Source organism: Pectobacterium sp. IFB5596 (assembly GCF_021432585.1).
In the GTDB taxonomy this organism is placed as follows: Bacteria; Pseudomonadota; Gammaproteobacteria; order Enterobacterales; family Enterobacteriaceae; genus Pectobacterium; species Pectobacterium punjabense.
This window is the reverse complement of the sequence record NZ_LXFY01000031.1, coordinates 187,814-204,691: the sequence shown is the minus strand read 5'-3', so window position 1 is coordinate 204,691 and position 16,878 is coordinate 187,814. Positions and strand designations below refer to the sequence as shown.

The window sequence follows — 16,878 nt, the reverse complement described above, 5'->3', positions numbered from 1 at the left end:
CTTGATTTCAAAAACAATATACTGAAGATTGCGCTAAAGCAAAGGCAAAGAGGTTTTTAATTTCTTTAAAAAACAAATGATTATTTTTGTTGTTTCGTATTTGTGACGTACTGCTCACTTCATGGACAGGGGGAAGGTTGCGTATTCGGGATGTCATGCCGACAATGAAACGGCGTTCCACTTCACCTCATGCAGCCCTTGCGGTAACATCGCTATTCTTAAGAGAAATGGATGGCGGCGACACACTGCGTTGCAGCAATTTCTGCGCAAGCACTGCCCAGCCCCTGATTCTGGAGATCAGTTATGAGCCCGAAAGCTGTTAATGAGAAAGACGATCAAAAAGAGAAACCGCTGGGGAGCCAGAGTCTATTTCGTGGTTTGCAATTGATTGAAATTCTGAGTAATTTTCCTAATGGTTGCCCACTCGCCCATTTGTCAGAACTGGCGGGGATGAACAAAAGCACCGTGCACAGGCTGCTACAAGGGCTGCACACCAGTGGCTATGTTACGCAGGCACCTTCACCCGGCAGCTATCGTCTGACGACTAAATTTATCTCTATTGGGCAGAAGGCCCTGTCTTCACTGAATATTATCCACGTCGCATCGCCCCATTTGGTGCAATTAAATCTGGAAGTGGGAGAGACGGTAAACTTCTCCAGCCGTGAAGACGATCATGTCATTCTGATTTACAAATTGGAGCCGACGACGGGCATGATGCGTACTCGCGCTTATATCGGTCAGCACATGCCGCTTTATTGCTCCGCCATGGGCAAAATATTTATGGCGTATGGTAAAAGCGACTACCCTGCGTACTATTGGCAAACTCACCAAAATACTATCCAGCCTCTCACGCGCAATACCATCACCGAGCTGCCGAAGATGTATGAAGAGCTGGAGGATATTCGTCAGAAAGGTCTGGCGATGGATCGTGAGGAAAATGAACTTGGCGTATCGTGTATTGCCGCGCCGGTATTTGATATTCAGCAGCGTGTTCCTTATGCCGTATCGGTATCCCTGCCTACCGCTAAGTTACAGCAAATCGGTATGAAATCGCTGATTAAGCCGGTCATCGCGACCGCGCAGCGTATTTCTCTGGAGCTGGGTTTTGTCACGCCCGGTTGAGTATTAGCTTGGCTAATGCCTGATTAGAAACATCCATTTCATCTAATGATTATCCCTTCGTATGATGCGCGAGTGACATCGCGCATGCGCCGCTATTGGCGCTTTATCTACGAGGGAAATCATGTTTGCTGTCTTTCTACAAGGCGTTCTATTAGGCGCGGCGATGATTCTGCCGCTGGGGCCACAGAATGCATTTGTGATGAATCAGGGAATTCGCCGTCAGTATCACCTGATGGTAGCGCTGTTGTGTGCCGTGAGCGATATGGTGTTGATTACCGCCGGTATTTTTGGCGGCAGCGCGTTGCTCAGCCAGTCTTCGCTGTTATTGGGGGCGGTGACCTGGGGCGGCGTTGCGTTTCTACTCTGGTTCGGCTGGGGAGCGATGAAAACGGCTTTCAGCAAAAATATCGCACTGGCTAGCGCTGAGGTGATGAAGCAGAGCCGCTGGCGGATTATTGCCACTATGCTGGCAGTGACCTGGCTTAATCCCCATGTTTATCTCGATACCTTTGTGGTGTTGGGAAGCCTGGGGAGCCAATTTACGGAGGATGATCGAGGCTGGTTTGCGCTGGGGACGATAACGGCTTCCTTCACCTGGTTCTTCGCGCTGGCGTTATTGGCGGCCTGGTTGGCACCGTGGCTGAATACGTCGAGGGTACAGCGGGTCATCAACGTTTTTGTCGGCGTGGTGATGTGGGGGATTGCCTTGCAGTTGGCGCGTCACGGTTGGCAATAGTGGTTAGAAATAAATGACATCACCTTACGCTACGTTTCAGAAATTCACCTATATTGTGTGGAGTCAGTAATACGTTATGTTGTCTGGTAAAAGATACCCTTCTTGTATCTTTCATTCTGGAACGTGCTGTGCCGACGTAGGAAAAATCTGCCGGGACACACGCGTGACGAAACATCAGTAAGGAGAGAGTGTGAAGCGAGGTATGATGAAGCTAAATGCACTGGCGCTGGCCGCCGCAGTAGGATTTGGTGGTGTGTCGATGGTCGCACAGGCTGCGGAATTGCCGGATGGCCCGCATATCGTGACGTCAGGGACATCCAGCGTAGACGCCACGCCGGATATTGCGCGCTTGGCGATTGAAGTGAGCGTGTCATCGAAAGATGCGGCGGAAGCGAAAAAGCAGGTCGATGCCCGCGTTGCACAATATTTTGATTTTCTAGGTAAAAACGGCATTGAGAAAAAAGACATTAATGCCGCCAATTTGCGCACGCAGCCGGAATATGACTATCTGAAAACGGGGGGATCGGTGCTGAAAGGCTACCGTGCCGTGCGTCAGGTTGAAGTGACATTACGTCAGTTAGATAAACTGAACGAACTGCTGGATGGGGCGTTGAAATCGGGCCTGAATGAGATTCGCACGGTAGAACTCGGCGTGGCTAACCCAGAAACCTATCGTGACGAAGCGCGTAAGAAAGCGATTGAGCAGGCGACGAGCCAAGCGGCAGCGCTGGCGCAGGGCTTCAATGCCAAGCTGGGGCCGATCTACAGCGTTCGCTACCATGTTGCCAACTATCAGCCGATGCCAATGGCACGGATGTTTAAAACGGCAGATGCGGCGACGCAAACGGAAGCGGCACAAACTTATGAACAGCAAACCATTCACTTTGACGATCAGGTGGATGTCGTGTTTGAACTACAGCGTACGCCGTAATGACTGCGTGAACGCAGTGATGCTACTAACAGGCCTGTTCAGACAGGCCTGTTTTCGTTTATCACTCTCTCAGTACGTTATGATTGTCTCAGTACCTGATGGCCGTGCGAAAGTAGGGCGTCCGTCACTTTCCTCATCATCCGGCTTTCTGGTGCGAAGCGATGCCAATAGAGCATCCGACGTTGAAATAGCCCCGGCGTCAGGTCGATTAGCTCGTTATTGGCCAGTTCTCTCTCGATTTGCAGATGCGGGATCATGCAGCAGGTCGTGCCCTGTCGCGCTAATTGAACAAAGGCTTCCGACGAGTTCACGATATGGCAGGGAACGCTGCCCGGCGATAAATCAAAGTTTTGCTGTAAAAAAGCCTGATGCATGTCATCCAGATGGTCGAAGGCGACCGCAGGCGCGCGCAGGAGCGCCGAACGCGTGACGCCATTCGGGAAATAGCGGGCAGCAAAGGTGGGTGATGCGACAAACAGATAATCCAGTGCGCCCAGTTTATCCACCAGACAGCTTGGCAGCGGCTGAGATTGGATACTCACTGCGCCCACCACTTCACCCCGGCGCAGCCTTTCCTGAGTACGCGTTTCATCTTCTACCTGCAAGTTGAGGCGAATCGGTGAATCGACCAGCACCGGCTGTAACGCGGGTAACAGCCAGGTTGCCAGACTGTCAGCGTTCACCGCCAGCGACAGCAGCAGCGGGATATCGCTGTTAGTTTCATTGCCCAGCCACTCTTCTTCCAACAATTCTACCTGATGAAGCAGAGCCAGCAGTTTCTGCCCTTGTTCCGTCGGACGAGGAGGAATGGTTCTGACCAGCAGCGGCTGGCCGAACAGATTTTCCAGCTGTTTAATGCGTTGCGAAACGGCAGATTGGGTAATACACAACTTTTGGGCAGCGCGTTCAAAACCACGCTCGCGGATGACGGCATCCAGAGCCTGAAGCGTTCGATAGTCCGGGCGTTTCATGAAATTCAAAATCCTCTGAATGAGTCCGTTTTTTTCACTATGCCACATTTTGCTGATTTGCCATGCAGAAATCTTATTTTGGCTGTTGTGTGCAATCACGATTCAGCACGCTGCGTGTGGCGCGGTGCGTATGAAATAATGCGGCAATGGGGTGATGAATTTGCACGCTTTCCCCAACGCGCATGTTCTATAATACGCACACGTTTTCGTATATTGATTCTACAGGCCAGAAGCAGATTATGACGCAAGATGAACTGAAAAAAGCAGTGGGATGGGCGGCGCTCGACTATGTCCGTCCTGACACCATTGTGGGAGTAGGAACCGGATCGACGGCAGCACACTTTATTGATGCGCTGGGTTCGATAAAGCATCAAATCAAAGGCGCGGTTTCCAGCTCTGATGCCTCAACGGAAAAGCTGAAAAGTCTGGGTATCCCCGTTTTTGACGCCAATGAAGTCGATTCGTTGGATGTTTATGTCGATGGTGCCGATGAGATCAACGGCCATATGCAGATGATTAAAGGCGGTGGTGCGGCACTGACCCGCGAGAAAATCATTTCGGCGCTGTCGCGCCAGTTCATCTGCATTGTTGATGCATCCAAGCAGGTTGATGTGCTGGGCACGTTCCCGTTGCCCGTTGAAGTTATTCCGATGGCGCGATCTTACGTGGCGCGTGAACTGGCGAAGCTAGGCGGGCAGCCAGTATATCGTCAGGGAGTGGTGACGGATAACGGCAACGTCATTCTGGATGTACACAACCTGAATATCATGGATGCCGTTGCGGTAGAAAACCACATCAATGGTATCGCAGGCGTCGTGACCGTTGGGTTGTTTGCTAATCGCGGCGCAGATGTTGCGTTAGTCGGCACCGCCGAGGGTGTAAAAACTGTCGTTAAATGAGTTCGCGATTGTTCTGACGTGATGAGCGTCCACGTTCCACGTCAGAAATTTTTTAGCTAAAAAAATCTATTTAGTTAACGGCTCATTTTTGGTACTTAATATCACATTTTCTTATTTTGTTTATCGCCGATATGGCGATGTATCTCTTTGGCAATATTTTTTGCCATAAATCAGGCGCGCTTCTCGGTGGCGCGATTCGGGCAACGCAATCGTTTGTATTGCTGACTGCGTAATTTTTGTTATGTTGGCAGAGGTTATTTAGCACTCTGTCACATTTGAAGTCTGAAAATAAGGTCGGGAAATGGCAAAGGTATCACTGGAAAAAGACAAGATTAAGTTTCTGTTAGTGGAAGGCGTGCACCAGAGCGCGTTGGATAACCTGCGTGCAGCCGGTTACACCAACATCGAGTTCCATAAAGGCGCACTAGATCCTGAGGCGCTGAAAGCCTCCATTCGCGATGCGCATTTTGTTGGTATCCGCTCGCGTACCCATCTGACAGAAGAAATTTTTGCTGCTGCGGAAAAACTGATCGCGGTAGGGTGTTTCTGTATTGGGACTAATCAGGTTGAGCTGTCGGCTGCGACCAAACGCGGTATTCCGGTATTTAACGCACCTTTTTCCAATACCCGATCCGTAGCAGAAATGGTGATCGGCGAAATGTTGCTGATGCTGCGCGGTATCCCGGCTGCCAACGCGAAAGCGCACCGTGGTATTTGGCACAAACTGGCTGTGGGATCGTTTGAAGCGCGCGGCAAAAAACTCGGGATCATCGGCTACGGCCATATCGGTATGCAGTTGGGTATTTTGGCTGAAAGCCTCGGTATGCATGTTTACTTCTATGATATCGAAAGTAAATTGCCGCTGGGCAATGCTCAGCAGGTGCGTCACCTGTCTGATTTACTGAATATGAGCGACGTGGTGAGCCTGCACGTGCCGGAAAATGAAAGCACGTATAACATGATGGGCGCTGAAGAACTGGCGCTGATGAAGCCGGGCTCAATCCTGATTAACGCCGCTCGTGGTACCGTAGTTGATATTCCAGCGTTGTGCGACGTGTTGAGCAGCAAGCATCTGTCCGGTGCGGCGATTGACGTATTCCCACAAGAACCTGCAACCAACAGCGATCCGTTCCTGTCACCACTGTGTGAGTTTGATAACGTGCTGCTAACGCCGCATATCGGTGGCTCCACGCAGGAAGCACAGGAAAATATCGGTGATGAAGTTGCCGGAAAACTGGCGAAATACTCAGACAACGGTTCTACGCTGTCTGCGGTGAATTTCCCAGAGGTGTCGCTGCCTGTTCATGGTGCACGCGCCAGCCGTCTGCTGCACATCCATGAAAACCGTCCTGGTATGATTACCAAAATTAACCAGATCTTTGCTGAGCAGGGTATTAACATTGCCGCACAGTATCTGCAAACGACGCCTGAAATTGGTTATGTGGTGATTGACGTCGAAACCGACGGCGCGCAAACGGCGCTGCAACTGATGAAAGCGATCCCTGGCACTATTCGTGCCCGTCTGCTGTTCTAATACGTTCCAATCAGTGAATAAACAGCCAGCCCCAAACGGGGCTGGTTGCGTTATTACAGCGCGATAACGATCTTGCCGCGCATATGCCCTTCCAGTACTTTATCGTGTGCCTGCTTCAACGTATCTACCGTTAACCCTTGCAGCGCTTCGCTGGCGGTTCCCTGAAGTTTCCCTGCATCAACCAGTTGTGCGACGTCGTGCAAAATGTTCCCCTGTTCCGCGATATCCGGGGTGGTAAACATGCTGCGAGTAAACATGAGTTCCCAATGCAGTGCCGCGCTTTTGAGTTTTAGCTGCGTTTGGTCGAGCGGATTTTTGTTTTCCACGATGGTACAGATGTGCCCCATTGGCGCGATCAGTTTGCTGATGGCATCCCAATGGCCGTCGGTATCGTTCAGGCAGAAGATATAATCAACCTGCTTGATCCCTTCTTTTGCGAGCTCATCCACCAGATTACGGTAATCCACGACCTTGTGCGCGCCGCGCTGGCGGCACCACTCTGCCGAGTCTGGCTGTGATGCGGTGGCGATAATGTTCACCGAGCTGCGTAACGCCGCCAGAGAAATCGCGAGAGAACCGACGCCGCCCGCGCCGCCGATAATCAGCAGCGTTTTCTTGCTGTCGGCCTGCTGTATTTTCAGGTGCTCAAACAATCCTTCCCATGCGGTTAACGCCGTGAGCGGCATGGCGGCAGCGGCTGCCCAGTCCAGAGAGATGGGCTTACGCGCCACGATACGTGAATCAATCAACTGATGGGTGGTGTTGCTGCCAGGGCGTGTGATGTCGCCCGCGTACCAGACTTCATCACCGACCTGAAAGTGACTAACCGCGCTGCCCGCTTTCAGCACGATGCCGCTGGCGTCCCAGCCGAGAATTCTGGGTTGCTGTAACCCATTCTGACGCAATCCGGCATGAACCTTGGTATCAACCGGATTGACGGAAATGGCTTTTACGCCGATCAGCAGATCGTATTCGCCCGGTTCCGGGATCTCCTGTGTGATGGCGATGAAGTTTTCTGGCTGTTGTGGATCAACGGCTATCGCATGAGCGGTCATGGTGTATTCCTCATTATTTTCAGAATAGGGTCTTGTGAATGGGACATGTTTTTGAATACAACCAAGTGTAGAACACGGAGATAGGGCTGATAAGATGGACAATAAATAATGAAGTGTTCGACTGAGATGAACAATAATGTTTAAACAATTGCAGGATATGGCACTGTTTGCGCTGGTGGCTGAGTGTGGCAGCTTTACACTGGCGGCACGAAAAGCAGGGTTGGCAAAATCCAGCTTGAGTCTGCGTATTAGCCAGCTCGAACAGCAGATCGGCCTGCGGCTGCTTAACCGAACGACGCGCCAGCTAAATCTGACGTTTGCTGGCGAACGTTACCTGATTCACTGCCAGGAGATGCTACAAGCCAGTGAGCGTGCCGATCTCGCCATACAGCGCCTGCGCGATAACCCGAGTGGGCGCCTACGTATTACCAGCCCTGCGGGGTTAGGTTCCACACTGCTGGCGCGACTCACCGCCGAGTTTCAGCAGAGCTTTCCCGCGGTATCGCTGGATGTGCTGATTTCAGATGCCGTGATCGATCTGGTTCAGGAGGGATTTGACGTCGCTTTTCGTACCGGCAAACCGCACGATTCCTCACTCATTGGGCGTTCACTCGGACAGACTCCGCGATATTTGCTGGCATCGCCTGACTATCTTGCACGGCATCCTGCATTGCTTCATCCGCAACAGCTCCAGCAACATCGCTGTATTGCGCATCATGCCTGGACAGAGTGGCTCCTTCACCGCGGTTCAGAACTCTATCGTTGGCTATTACCTGACGCACACATTACAGACAACCTGCTTTACGCCCGCGAGTGCGCGATTGCGGGGGCGGGGATTACGCTGTTGCCGGATTTTCTCTGCCAAGATAAAGCGGTGTCAGGAAAGTTGGTTAAGGTTCTGCCGGATTGGCAGGCGGAGGCCAATGAGATTTATCTGGTGTACCCCAGCCGCAAGCTGAACTCGCCCGCGCTAGCGTGTTTTATCGACTTTGTTTTGCAACATCGTGCATTGGATGATTACTCAATAGCGTTGAAAAAGTCGCCGTGATAGGCAGAGAAAAACGTTTTTGTTTCATTTTTATGGATGAGTTTCAATTTTTATTGAAACGTGATTTCTATCAACTTATTTTAGGTACGCTTTAGCGTGGAAGTGCCGATAACACAATGTGGTTCCTTTTTACTTTTTTATGAAAGGTATTTATTTCCTGCGTGGCGTTGTTGTCACGGTAATATCCGAGCTCTGTCGCAGCCATGATGGCAGAGATAATGTAGACCAGTGATGGTGAAAATGACAATGCAATCGATGTCTGTTCAAAAAGAGAAGTTGAGTTACATCAACAATATACGTCTCGTCTCGCTATTTATTACTCTTTTTTCAATTATCCTGATTCTTTTTGCGCTTTCTATTGGCACCGCAAGTTATTTCTTAAAGCAGAGCAATGATTCACTGGATAAGGCTAATGATCTGTCTGACATCCGTGCAGGTATCAGCAGCAGCCTCGATCAATTACGTGTTGCCAGATTGCTGCTCATTCAGGCGGGTGCAGCAAACCGTATTAGCGATCACGAGGTATTTAAAGCTGCTTCAGATCAGGCTGCTGGTCGAGTCAGAGCCTCACAGAAACGTCTTGATGAATATCTTGCGCGCCCAGACAGACTGGAGAGTGAAAAGGCTCTGGATGAGGATATTCTCAAGGCTTACGCCAACTATCGTGATAACGCGATTGCGGTGATGCAGAAAGCGACGAATGATGGTGAATTCGAAGATCTGGTGTCGTTGGAAAGCACGGTGGCGCGCACATTAGATGAAGCGTTTAGCGTTCCGGTGCGTAAGAAAGTGACTGAACTTACGAAAGCTGCGCAAGACATCAATGATCGAGCGGCGGAGAACGCGAAACTGGGTAACTGGATGATGGCGGGCTCATTTGCCTTATCCATCATTATGGCGATTATGGCGTACATCATGGTACGCAATGTGATCCTCGCGCCTATCAACCGATTGGTTGAGCGTATCCAGAAGATTGCGGCGGGGGATTTGACACAACCGCCAATGGTAATGGGGCGTAATGAAATCGGTATTCTGGGAACGAATATCCAGAATATGCAGGCGGAGCTGACCGATACGGTCACGATCGTTCGTGAAGGTGCAGATTCGATCTATCAGGGATCGTCAGAGATTACCGCGGGTAACGTCGATCTCTCTTCGCGTACCGAGCAGCAGGCAGCCGCGCTGGAGGAAACCGCCGCGAGCATGGAACAGCTGACCGCAACGGTGAAACAAAACTCTGACAACGCTCACCATGCTAGCCAACTGGCGAAGAACGCGTCTGAAAAAGCAGAGAAAGGCGGACAGATTGTGCAAGGTGTGGTGGATACCATGCATGATATTTCCACTAGCTCAAAACGTATTTCCGAGATCACTTCCGTTATTAACAGCATCGCCTTCCAGACCAATATTCTGGCGTTGAACGCCGCAGTAGAAGCGGCGCGGGCGGGTGAACAAGGGCGTGGTTTTGCCGTGGTCGCGGGGGAAGTTCGTAATCTGGCGCAGCGTAGTGCGCAGGCAGCGAAGGAAATCGAAACGCTGATTGGTGAATCTGGCAGGTTGGTCGATACCGGCTCTGGGCTGGTGGCGCAGGCGGGGTCAACGATGGGTGAGATTGTCCGTGCGGTTGTTAGCGTCACTGACATCATGGGGGAAATTGCCTCTGCGTCTGATGAGCAAAGCCGTGGTATCGGGCAGGTGAGTCAGGCCGTGTCTGAAATGGATAGTGCGACGCAGCAGAATGCGGCACTGGTGCAAGAAGCCTCGGCGGCAGCGGTTTCGCTTGAAGAGCAGGCGGCGCGTTTGACGCAGGCTGTCGCGGTATTCAAGCTGGCTGGCGTGGCCCAGCAACGGAGAACGTCATTGCCGAAAGCAACTGCGCAACCACGTTTAGCGCCAGCAATGGCCATCGCTAGTGCCAGCAGTAAAGGTAGTGATAATCAAAACTGGGAAACGTTCTGATCGCTTACAGTAAATAACACACCATCAGAAAGAAAAATGGCCCGCGATGCGGGCCACTTTTTTATGACGTCTGGTGACGGCTTATTTAGCAATCTTCTTGTACTTGATGCGGTGAGGTTCCAGCGCTTCTGCACCCAACGTACGCTTCTTGTATTCTTCGTATTCGGTAAAGTTACCTTCGAAGAATTCCACTTTACCTTCATCCTGATAATCCAGAATGTGCGTTGCGATACGGTCGAGGAACCAACGGTCATGCGAGATCACCATGGCGCAGCCAGGGAATTCCAGCAGGGCGTTTTCCAGTGCGCGCAGGGTTTCGATATCCAGGTCGTTGGTCGGCTCATCGAGTAGCAGCACGTTGCCGCCTACCTGTAGCAGCTTCGCCAGATGCAGACGACCACGCTCACCACCGGATAGTTCACCAACGCGTTTTCCCTGATCAACCCCTTTGAAGTTGAAACGGCCAACGTAAGCGCGGCTCGGCATTTCGGTATTGCCGATGCGCATGATGTCCTGCCCGCCAGAAACTTCTTCCCAGACGGTTTTGCTGTTGTCCATCGCATCACGGAACTGGTCGACTGACGCCAGTTTGACGGTTTCACCCAGTTCAATCGCGCCGCTATCTGGCTGTTCCTGACCGGACATCATGCGGAACAGCGTTGATTTACCCGCACCGTTCGGACCGATAATGCCGACAATCGCACCTTTCGGTACGGAGAAAGAAAGCCCGTCGATGAGTTGACGCTCGCCGTAAGACTTACTCAGGTTGGTGACTTCCACCACTTTATCGCCGAGGCGGGCACCAGGTGGAATAAACAGTTCGTTGGTTTCGTTACGTTTCTGGTATTCCGTGTTGTTCAGCTCTTCAAAGCGTGCCAGACGCGCCTTACCTTTCGACTGGCGGCCTTTAGCGCCTTGACGCACCCACTCCAGCTCTTTCTCAATCGATTTACGACGTGCCGCTTCCTGAGAGGCTTCCTGTGCCAGACGCTGATCTTTCTGCTCCAGCCAAGAAGAGTAGTTACCTTCCCACGGAATGCCTTCACCGCGGTCCAGCTCCAGAATCCAGCCTGCGACGTTATCGAGGAAGTAACGGTCGTGGGTAATCGCCACCACGGTACCCTCGAAATCGTGTAGGAAGCGTTCCAGCCAGGCGACTGATTCGGCATCCAGGTGGTTGGTCGGTTCGTCGAGCAGCAGCATGTCTGGTTTTTCCAGCAGCAGACGGCATAGTGCAACGCGGCGGCGCTCCCCCCCGGACAGGTTGGCGATTTTTGCATCCCATTCAGGCAGACGCAGGGCATCTGCCGCGCGCTCTAACTGGTTATTCAGGTTGTGGCCGTCGTGCGCCTGAATGACTTCTTCCAACCGACCTTGTTCGGCGGCCAACTTATCGAAGTCTGCATCTGGATCGGCATACAACGCATAGACTTCATCAAGACGTTTCAGCGCAGTCACGACTTCAGACACCGCTTCTTCCACGGATTCACGTACGGTGTGTTCCGTGTTTAACTGCGGTTCCTGCGGCAAATAGCCGATTTTGATTCCTGGTTGTGGGCGAGCTTCACCCTCGATGTCCGTATCAATGCCAGCCATAATACGCAACAGCGTTGATTTACCGGCTCCGTTCAGACCCAGTACGCCGATCTTGGCTCCGGGGAAAAAACTGAGGGAGATGTTTTTCAGAATGTGACGCTTCGGCGGAACGACCTTGCCGACGCGATGCATGGTATAAACATATTGAGCCACGTTGCGACTTCGCCTCTCTCTTATCTCTATGATTTGTCACCTTAAGCGGGTGACGATGTGTAGCACTGTGCTACTGAATACGAATAGCGCCGCTGAGAAAACACCTCGGCAACGCTCGATTATCCTAACCGTTGAGTGTAGCGGGTTTCAGCCCGCGATCCCAGCTATCCGGCGATTTGCCATTGTCGATCTGAGACGTAGACCCGTCCGGTGAATTTCAGAATCGGTTTGCGGATCGGCGTATCGTTGTCTGGCATGATGTGCCACACTGGATCTGCCCGATAGGATTGGGTATCGATACGATGAAGGATGCCGATAGCAGGTTCGATAACGGATGAGGTTAATGCAGGTGATAAAAGCAGGTCATTGGTGGTACGCCGTTGCGGCGATATGTCTGGCTGGGGCTTCCGGTCATGTGCTGGCGGATTCTCTGGACGAACAGCGCCAGCGTTATCAGCAGGTGAAGCAGGCGTGGGACAGCAACCAAATGGACACGGTAGCGCAATTGATGCCGACGCTGCGCAGCTACCCGCTTTATCCTTATCTTGAATATCGCTCGCTTACGCAGGATCTGAGTCAGATAAGCGCAACGCAGGTGAGGCAGTTTATGGCAACGCACCCAACGCTGCCGCCTGCCCGTAATCTGACCACCAGCTTTGTGAATGAACTGGCACGCCGTCAGGACTGGATCGGGCTACTGGCATTTAGCCCGCAGCCGCCGAAGCCGGTCAGCGCCCGCTGTAATTTTTATTACGCCCAATGGGCAACTGGCCAGCGCCAAGGCGTCTGGGAAGCCACGCGTGATATCTGGCTAACCGGGCGTTCGCTCCCTACCGTGTGCGATAAACTCTTCTCCGTGTGGCAGCAAGCGGGTGAACAAACGCCGCTGACGACGTTGGAACGTGCGCGTCTTGCCATGGATGAAGGCAGCGGTAGTCTGGTGAGCTATCTCATTAAGCAATTGCCCGACGATTATAAAACGATGGGTGATGCGCTGCTGAAACTCCAGAATGATCCCAATTCGCTGGAGAGCTTTGCTCGCACCGTCGGGCCAACGGATTTCACCCGTAAAGTCACGCTGTCGGCCTTTACGCGTACGGCGCGTCAGGATACGGACAATGCCCGTTCGATGCTGCCGGTTATTGCCCGTTTGCAAAAGATGAGCGCCGCAGAACGTCAGGATATGGAAGAAACCATCGCCTGGCGTTTAATGGGGAATGATGCCACACCAGAGCAAGCACAGTGGCGGGATAGCGTGGTGCGGCGCAGCACATCGACCACCTTGCTGGAACGTCGCGTGCGTATGGCGTTGGGTGCAGGCGATCGTCAGGGCTTGACGAGCTGGATGGCGCGTTTACCGGCGGAGGCGTTGCAGAAAGATGAATGGCGCTACTGGCGTGCCGTCGTGCTGTTGGATCAGGGCAAACGTCAGGAAGGCGAGACGCTATTACGCAGCCTGATGCAGGAGCGTGGGTTCTACCCAATGGCGGCGGCGCAGAAACTGAACGAGCGCTATGCTATTACTATCATGGCGGCAGTGAAGCCGGACCCTTCTTTGTCCCAATTACCCGAAATCACCCGCGTGCGGGAATTGATGTTCTGGCAGATGGATAATCTGGCGCGTAGCGAGTGGGTCGGGCTGGTGGCGAATCGTAGTAAGCCGCAGCAGGAAGCACTGGCTCGCTATGCGTTTGAACAGCGTTGGGCAGATTTAAGCGTTCAGGCGACGATTGTTGCAAAATTATGGGATCATCTTGAAGAGCGCTTCCCGCTGGCCTGGAATGATGAATTCCGCCGTGAAACGCAGGGCAAGGGGATCAGCCAGAGCTATGCGATGGCGATTGCCCGTCAGGAGAGCGCCTGGAATCCGAAAGCGCGGTCGCCCGTCGGCGCATCGGGTCTGATGCAGTTGATGCCTGCGACGGCGCAGCATACCGCTAAAATGAGCAATATCACGTTCTACACGAACAGCAGCCAACTGCTTGATCCTGAGACGAACATTCTGTTGGGAACGAGCTACCTGGAGTACGTGTACCAGACATTTGGCCGTAACCGCATTCTGTCTTCTGCGGCTTACAATGCCGGGCCGTCGCGCGTGAATACCTGGCTGAGGAACAGCGCGGGGCGTATCGATCCCGTTGCGTTTATCGAAAGTATCCCGTTCTCGGAAACACGCGGTTACGTGAAAAATGTGCTGGCCTATGACGTCTTCTATCGTTATTTCCTCAACCAGCCAGCCAATGTGCTGACGGATGGAGAATGGCAACGGCGTTACTGAGACGCGGCGTTGCGATCGTTACCCGGAACTGTGCTATGCTGCCGTACTAGTTAAATAGTATGGCAGCCAATTATGACTCCGTTATCGCTAATCGACCCAGCACTTTCTGAACAAGACAATGAGCATTGGTTACGCTTTGTCGCGCTATTACAGCAGTCAATTGAGAAAGATCTCCAACTGCCACTGCTGCAACTGCTGTTGACGCCAGATGAGCGTACAGCGTTGGGAACGCGGGTGCGAATTGTGCAAGAGTTAATGCGGGGTGAAATGAGCCAGCGCGAACTGAAAAGTGAGCTAGGAGCGGGAATCGCTACGATTACGCGCGGTTCAAATAGTCTGAAAGCCGCGCCCCCTGCGTTAAAAAGCTGGCTGGAAGCGCAGTTGCTGTCGGCAGATAAACCGTTGGATGAAGACGCGTAACCGTTACGGTTTCGCGGCCTGAACGGGAATCTGATAGATTGGATTATGGAATGGCACCAGCGCCAGCAGCAGCGCTTGATGGTACACGCTAGTGCGCGATAATTTGCCGTCGGTGAAGACGCCGATGGCACCGCCTTTATGTTTAATGTTCTGAACGCCCGTCAAACGTTCCATTTCATCACCTAATTCCCGCCCTTCACGGATACCATGTAATATACTTTCTGGAAGGACCAGGCTTGCAGAACGTGATTCGCCACGCAGGTGAGCATTTTCGATCACCATCCAGGCGAAAGTCATACTTTCTTCAATGCCTGCTTCTACACCGACCCAAAAATCGGCTTCTGGCCGTACCTGACGTGCCATCATAACGCGGTTTCTGGCTCCGGTACGGGTTTCAATAGAGCCGAGAGGCTGGCGTGGGACGCCGCTATCGACGTCAACGCCTTCGATGCGGCAATTTTCTGCACCAAAGACATCGGTGAATGCCAGACTAATAGCCTTAATTTTTGCCGGGTTGGTAGTTGCAGCAACAACGTGATACATAACAGTTTCGTACCTTTAGTTAATTTGACGCAGTATAACGGAAAATAACCATGTTACAGGTATATCTTGTTCGCCACGGCGAAACAGAATGGAATGTGGCTCGACGTATTCAGGGTCAATCGGACAGTGCACTGACGCCAAGAGGTGAGCAACAGGCACAGCAGGTTGCTGAACGAATCAGAACGCTAGGGATTACGCACATTTTTACCAGCGATCTCGGAAGAACGCGTCAGACAACAGAAATCATCGCTAAATCTAGTGGTAATTGCCAGATAATCCTGGAGCCAGGGCTACGTGAATTGAACATGGGCGTATTAGAAGCTCGCGATCTGGATTCGCTGACCACGGAAGAGGAAGGATGGCGTAAAGGGCTGGTGGATGGTACGCCCAATGGCCGCATCCCAGAAGGTGAATCGATGGTTGATGTGGCATTACGCATGCATGGCGTTCTGGAACGCTGCCTGGCGTTGCCAGCAGGAAGCCGCCCGTTATTGGTGAGCCACGGGATGGCGTTAGGGTGCTTGCTAAGTACGGTACTCGGGCTGCCCGCGTCGGCTGAGCGCCGCCTGCGTCTGCGCAACTGTTCCTTGTCACGCATTGATTATCAGCAAAGCCCGTGGCTGGCACCGGGTTGGGTGGTAGAAACGGCCGGAGATATTTCTCATCTGGATATTCCGGCACTGGATGAGCTACAGCGCTGAGATGGGTTCTGCGTGCTGGATGGGGATGAGGTACTCGCAGCGAATGATAGCGGGCACCTCGTCACGTGCCGTACCGTCTGGATGGAAACGTTCTGCATCGAACCCTTTGCGGCGCGTGAGTTGAAAGGTCGGCAGACAGGTGTCATACAGTGTGATAATAAAATCCTGTAGCCCATCTTTCGGCCCTTCAAATACAAACATCGCGTAGTCGCCGCCCGGCAGCGTAATGGGTTCGCCCGTGTGAACATCGTCAGGCAGATATTGTGGTTCCAGCGCGGTGGTGTAAAGCACCTCGTGTTCGTCGTCTTTCTCTTTGCTTGGGCGCGAATGGTGCAGTCCGTAAAGCACTGGCGGGACAGAACAGGTTTCGCCTAAAAATTGACGCCAATAGTGGACACGAATTTCTGTACGGAAGTTACAGATCTGTTCAAGACGACAGTTATAGGTTTGCGTTAGCCCAAGAAGTTGCGTTTCTGGGAGGGCTACAAATTGCGGCTGTGGTAGGGTAAATTCACCGAGCCGGATCGGCGGACGAATGCCAAAAGTATTCCAGTTATCGGAACGACGGTAAGACGCTGGCGTTTGGGCAAACTGCTTTTTGAACGCGCGAGTAAAAGTCTGTTGTGAATCAAAGCGGTATTGCAGGGCAATATCAAGAATAGGGCGGCTGGTCAGGCAGAGTGCAACCGCCGCTTTGGTCAATCTCCGCGCCCGGATATAGGAACCAATGGCATTACCTGTTACGTCTTTGAACATTCTTTGCAGATGCCACTTGGAATAACCTGCTTTCGCCGCCACATTATCGAGTGATAATGGTTGGTCGAGATGGCTTTCCAGCCAGTTAAGTAGGTCACGTATGATACCGGCTTGATCCATAATCTTCCTCATCAAACACATTGAGCGCGAGCGTATTGAGATCCCGCATCATAGCA

Annotated in this window: 15 protein-coding genes; 10 read left to right on the top strand and 5 right to left on the bottom strand. The window is 52.3% G+C overall.

Annotated elements, in window-relative coordinates; genetic code table 11:
- Nucleotides 1-303 precede the first annotated feature (303 nt).
- The 3 genes from A6301_RS19830 (at nucleotide 304) to A6301_RS19820 (ending at nucleotide 2,789) form a co-directional block, all read left to right on the top strand.
- Nucleotides 304-1,122 (top strand): IclR family transcriptional regulator, encoded by an 819-nt coding sequence (locus A6301_RS19830; protein ID WP_107169225.1) that lies wholly within the window; start codon nucleotides 304-306, stop codon nucleotides 1,120-1,122.
- A gap of 121 nt (nucleotides 1,123-1,243) precedes the next feature.
- Entirely contained in the window at nucleotides 1,244-1,858 is a 615-nt protein-coding gene (gene argO / locus A6301_RS19825) for an arginine exporter ArgO (protein WP_107169224.1), read from the top strand.
- Between the two features lie 205 nt (nucleotides 1,859-2,063).
- Nucleotides 2,064-2,789 (top strand): oxidative stress defense protein, encoded by a 726-nt coding sequence (locus A6301_RS19820; RefSeq protein ID WP_107169250.1) that lies wholly within the window; start codon nucleotides 2,064-2,066, stop codon nucleotides 2,787-2,789.
- Nucleotides 2,790-2,866: 77 nt separating this feature from the next.
- On the opposite strand, the gene A6301_RS19815 is transcribed toward A6301_RS19820, so the two are convergent.
- On the bottom strand, nucleotides 2,867-3,760 hold the full coding sequence (locus A6301_RS19815; protein WP_010300546.1) for a LysR family transcriptional regulator ArgP: 894 nt from the start codon (nucleotides 3,758-3,760) through the stop codon (nucleotides 2,867-2,869).
- A gap of 239 nt (nucleotides 3,761-3,999) precedes the next feature.
- Between A6301_RS19815 and rpiA the strand changes: the two genes are divergently transcribed.
- Nucleotides 4,000-4,659 carry a ribose-5-phosphate isomerase RpiA gene (rpiA, locus tag A6301_RS19810; protein WP_107169249.1) on the top strand — a complete coding sequence of 220 codons (660 nt, stop codon included), beginning with the start codon at nucleotides 4,000-4,002 and terminating at the stop codon, nucleotides 4,657-4,659.
- A gap of 301 nt (nucleotides 4,660-4,960) precedes the next feature.
- The gene (serA, locus tag A6301_RS19805) at nucleotides 4,961-6,193 is read left to right on the top strand and encodes a phosphoglycerate dehydrogenase (RefSeq protein ID WP_107169223.1); all 1,233 of its coding nucleotides are present in this window, start codon (nucleotides 4,961-4,963) and stop codon (nucleotides 6,191-6,193) included.
- Nucleotides 6,194-6,246: 53 nt separating this feature from the next.
- Here the strand turns inward: serA and A6301_RS19800 are convergent, their stop codons facing one another.
- Nucleotides 6,247-7,248, bottom strand: coding sequence for a zinc-binding alcohol dehydrogenase family protein (locus A6301_RS19800; RefSeq protein ID WP_215483184.1), 1,002 nt, complete (start codon nucleotides 7,246-7,248; stop codon nucleotides 6,247-6,249).
- 136 nt (nucleotides 7,249-7,384) lie between these two features.
- On the opposite strand from A6301_RS19800, the gene A6301_RS19795 reads away from it, so the two are divergent.
- Nucleotides 7,385-8,296 carry a LysR family transcriptional regulator gene (locus A6301_RS19795; protein ID WP_234258549.1) on the top strand — a complete coding sequence of 304 codons (912 nt, stop codon included), beginning with the start codon at nucleotides 7,385-7,387 and terminating at the stop codon, nucleotides 8,294-8,296.
- Between the two features lie 255 nt (nucleotides 8,297-8,551).
- Nucleotides 8,552-10,255 carry a methyl-accepting chemotaxis protein gene (locus tag A6301_RS19790; protein WP_205540305.1) on the top strand — a complete coding sequence of 568 codons (1,704 nt, stop codon included), beginning with the start codon at nucleotides 8,552-8,554 and terminating at the stop codon, nucleotides 10,253-10,255.
- Between the two features lie 81 nt (nucleotides 10,256-10,336).
- On the opposite strand, the gene ettA is transcribed toward A6301_RS19790, so the two are convergent.
- Entirely contained in the window at nucleotides 10,337-12,004 is a 1,668-nt protein-coding gene (gene ettA, locus A6301_RS19785) for an energy-dependent translational throttle protein EttA (protein WP_107169220.1), read from the bottom strand.
- 343 nt (nucleotides 12,005-12,347) lie between these two features.
- On the opposite strand from ettA, the gene sltY reads away from it, so the two are divergent.
- Both sltY and trpR read left to right on the top strand, forming a co-directional pair.
- Nucleotides 12,348-14,282 (top strand): murein transglycosylase, encoded by a 1,935-nt coding sequence (gene sltY, locus A6301_RS19780; RefSeq protein WP_205540303.1) that lies wholly within the window; start codon nucleotides 12,348-12,350, stop codon nucleotides 14,280-14,282.
- A 72-nt stretch (nucleotides 14,283-14,354) separates the two neighbouring features.
- Nucleotides 14,355-14,702, top strand: a complete 348-nt coding sequence (gene trpR, locus A6301_RS19775; protein WP_107169218.1) for a trp operon repressor — start codon at nucleotides 14,355-14,357, stop codon at nucleotides 14,700-14,702.
- Nucleotides 14,703-14,705: 3 nt separating this feature from the next.
- Here the strand turns inward: trpR and yjjX are convergent, their stop codons facing one another.
- Nucleotides 14,706-15,245, bottom strand: a complete 540-nt coding sequence (gene yjjX, locus A6301_RS19770; RefSeq protein WP_107169217.1) for an inosine/xanthosine triphosphatase — start codon at nucleotides 15,243-15,245, stop codon at nucleotides 14,706-14,708.
- A gap of 50 nt (nucleotides 15,246-15,295) precedes the next feature.
- Here yjjX and gpmB point away from each other — a divergent pair, with 50 nt between their 5' ends.
- Nucleotides 15,296-15,946 carry a 2,3-diphosphoglycerate-dependent phosphoglycerate mutase GpmB gene (gene gpmB / locus A6301_RS19765; protein WP_205540302.1) on the top strand — a complete coding sequence of 217 codons (651 nt, stop codon included), beginning with the start codon at nucleotides 15,296-15,298 and terminating at the stop codon, nucleotides 15,944-15,946.
- On the opposite strand, the gene robA is transcribed toward gpmB, so the two are convergent.
- Entirely contained in the window at nucleotides 15,935-16,822 is an 888-nt protein-coding gene (robA, locus tag A6301_RS19760) for an MDR efflux pump AcrAB transcriptional activator RobA (protein ID WP_107169215.1), read from the bottom strand. The genes gpmB and robA overlap by 12 nt on opposite strands.
- Nucleotides 16,823-16,878 lie beyond the last annotated feature (56 nt).

What these genes read in the sequence shown, in the direction of transcription:
- A6301_RS19830 (WP_107169225.1), top strand. Translation starts at nt 304, where the DNA reads ATGAGCCCGAAAGCTGTTAATGAGAAAGACGATCAAAAAGAGAAACCG.
- argO (WP_107169224.1), top strand. Translation starts at nt 1,244, where the DNA reads ATGTTTGCTGTCTTTCTACAAGGCGTTCTATTAGGCGCGGCGATGATT.
- A6301_RS19820 (WP_107169250.1), top strand. Translation starts at nt 2,064, where the DNA reads ATGAAGCTAAATGCACTGGCGCTGGCCGCCGCAGTAGGATTTGGTGGT.
- A6301_RS19815 (WP_010300546.1), bottom strand. Translation starts at nt 3,760, where the DNA reads ATGAAACGCCCGGACTATCGAACGCTTCAGGCTCTGGATGCCGTCATC.
- rpiA (WP_107169249.1), top strand. Translation starts at nt 4,000, where the DNA reads ATGACGCAAGATGAACTGAAAAAAGCAGTGGGATGGGCGGCGCTCGAC.
- serA (WP_107169223.1), top strand. Translation starts at nt 4,961, where the DNA reads ATGGCAAAGGTATCACTGGAAAAAGACAAGATTAAGTTTCTGTTAGTG.
- A6301_RS19800 (WP_215483184.1), bottom strand. Translation starts at nt 7,248, where the DNA reads ATGACCGCTCATGCGATAGCCGTTGATCCACAACAGCCAGAAAACTTC.
- A6301_RS19795 (WP_234258549.1), top strand. Translation starts at nt 7,385, where the DNA reads ATGTTTAAACAATTGCAGGATATGGCACTGTTTGCGCTGGTGGCTGAG.
- A6301_RS19790 (WP_205540305.1), top strand. Translation starts at nt 8,552, where the DNA reads ATGTCTGTTCAAAAAGAGAAGTTGAGTTACATCAACAATATACGTCTC.
- sltY (WP_205540303.1), top strand. Translation starts at nt 12,348, where the DNA reads ATGCAGGTGATAAAAGCAGGTCATTGGTGGTACGCCGTTGCGGCGATA.
- trpR (WP_107169218.1), top strand. Translation starts at nt 14,355, where the DNA reads ATGACTCCGTTATCGCTAATCGACCCAGCACTTTCTGAACAAGACAAT.
- yjjX (WP_107169217.1), bottom strand. Translation starts at nt 15,245, where the DNA reads ATGTATCACGTTGTTGCTGCAACTACCAACCCGGCAAAAATTAAGGCT.
- gpmB (WP_205540302.1), top strand. Translation starts at nt 15,296, where the DNA reads ATGTTACAGGTATATCTTGTTCGCCACGGCGAAACAGAATGGAATGTG.
- robA (WP_107169215.1), bottom strand. Translation starts at nt 16,822, where the DNA reads ATGGATCAAGCCGGTATCATACGTGACCTACTTAACTGGCTGGAAAGC.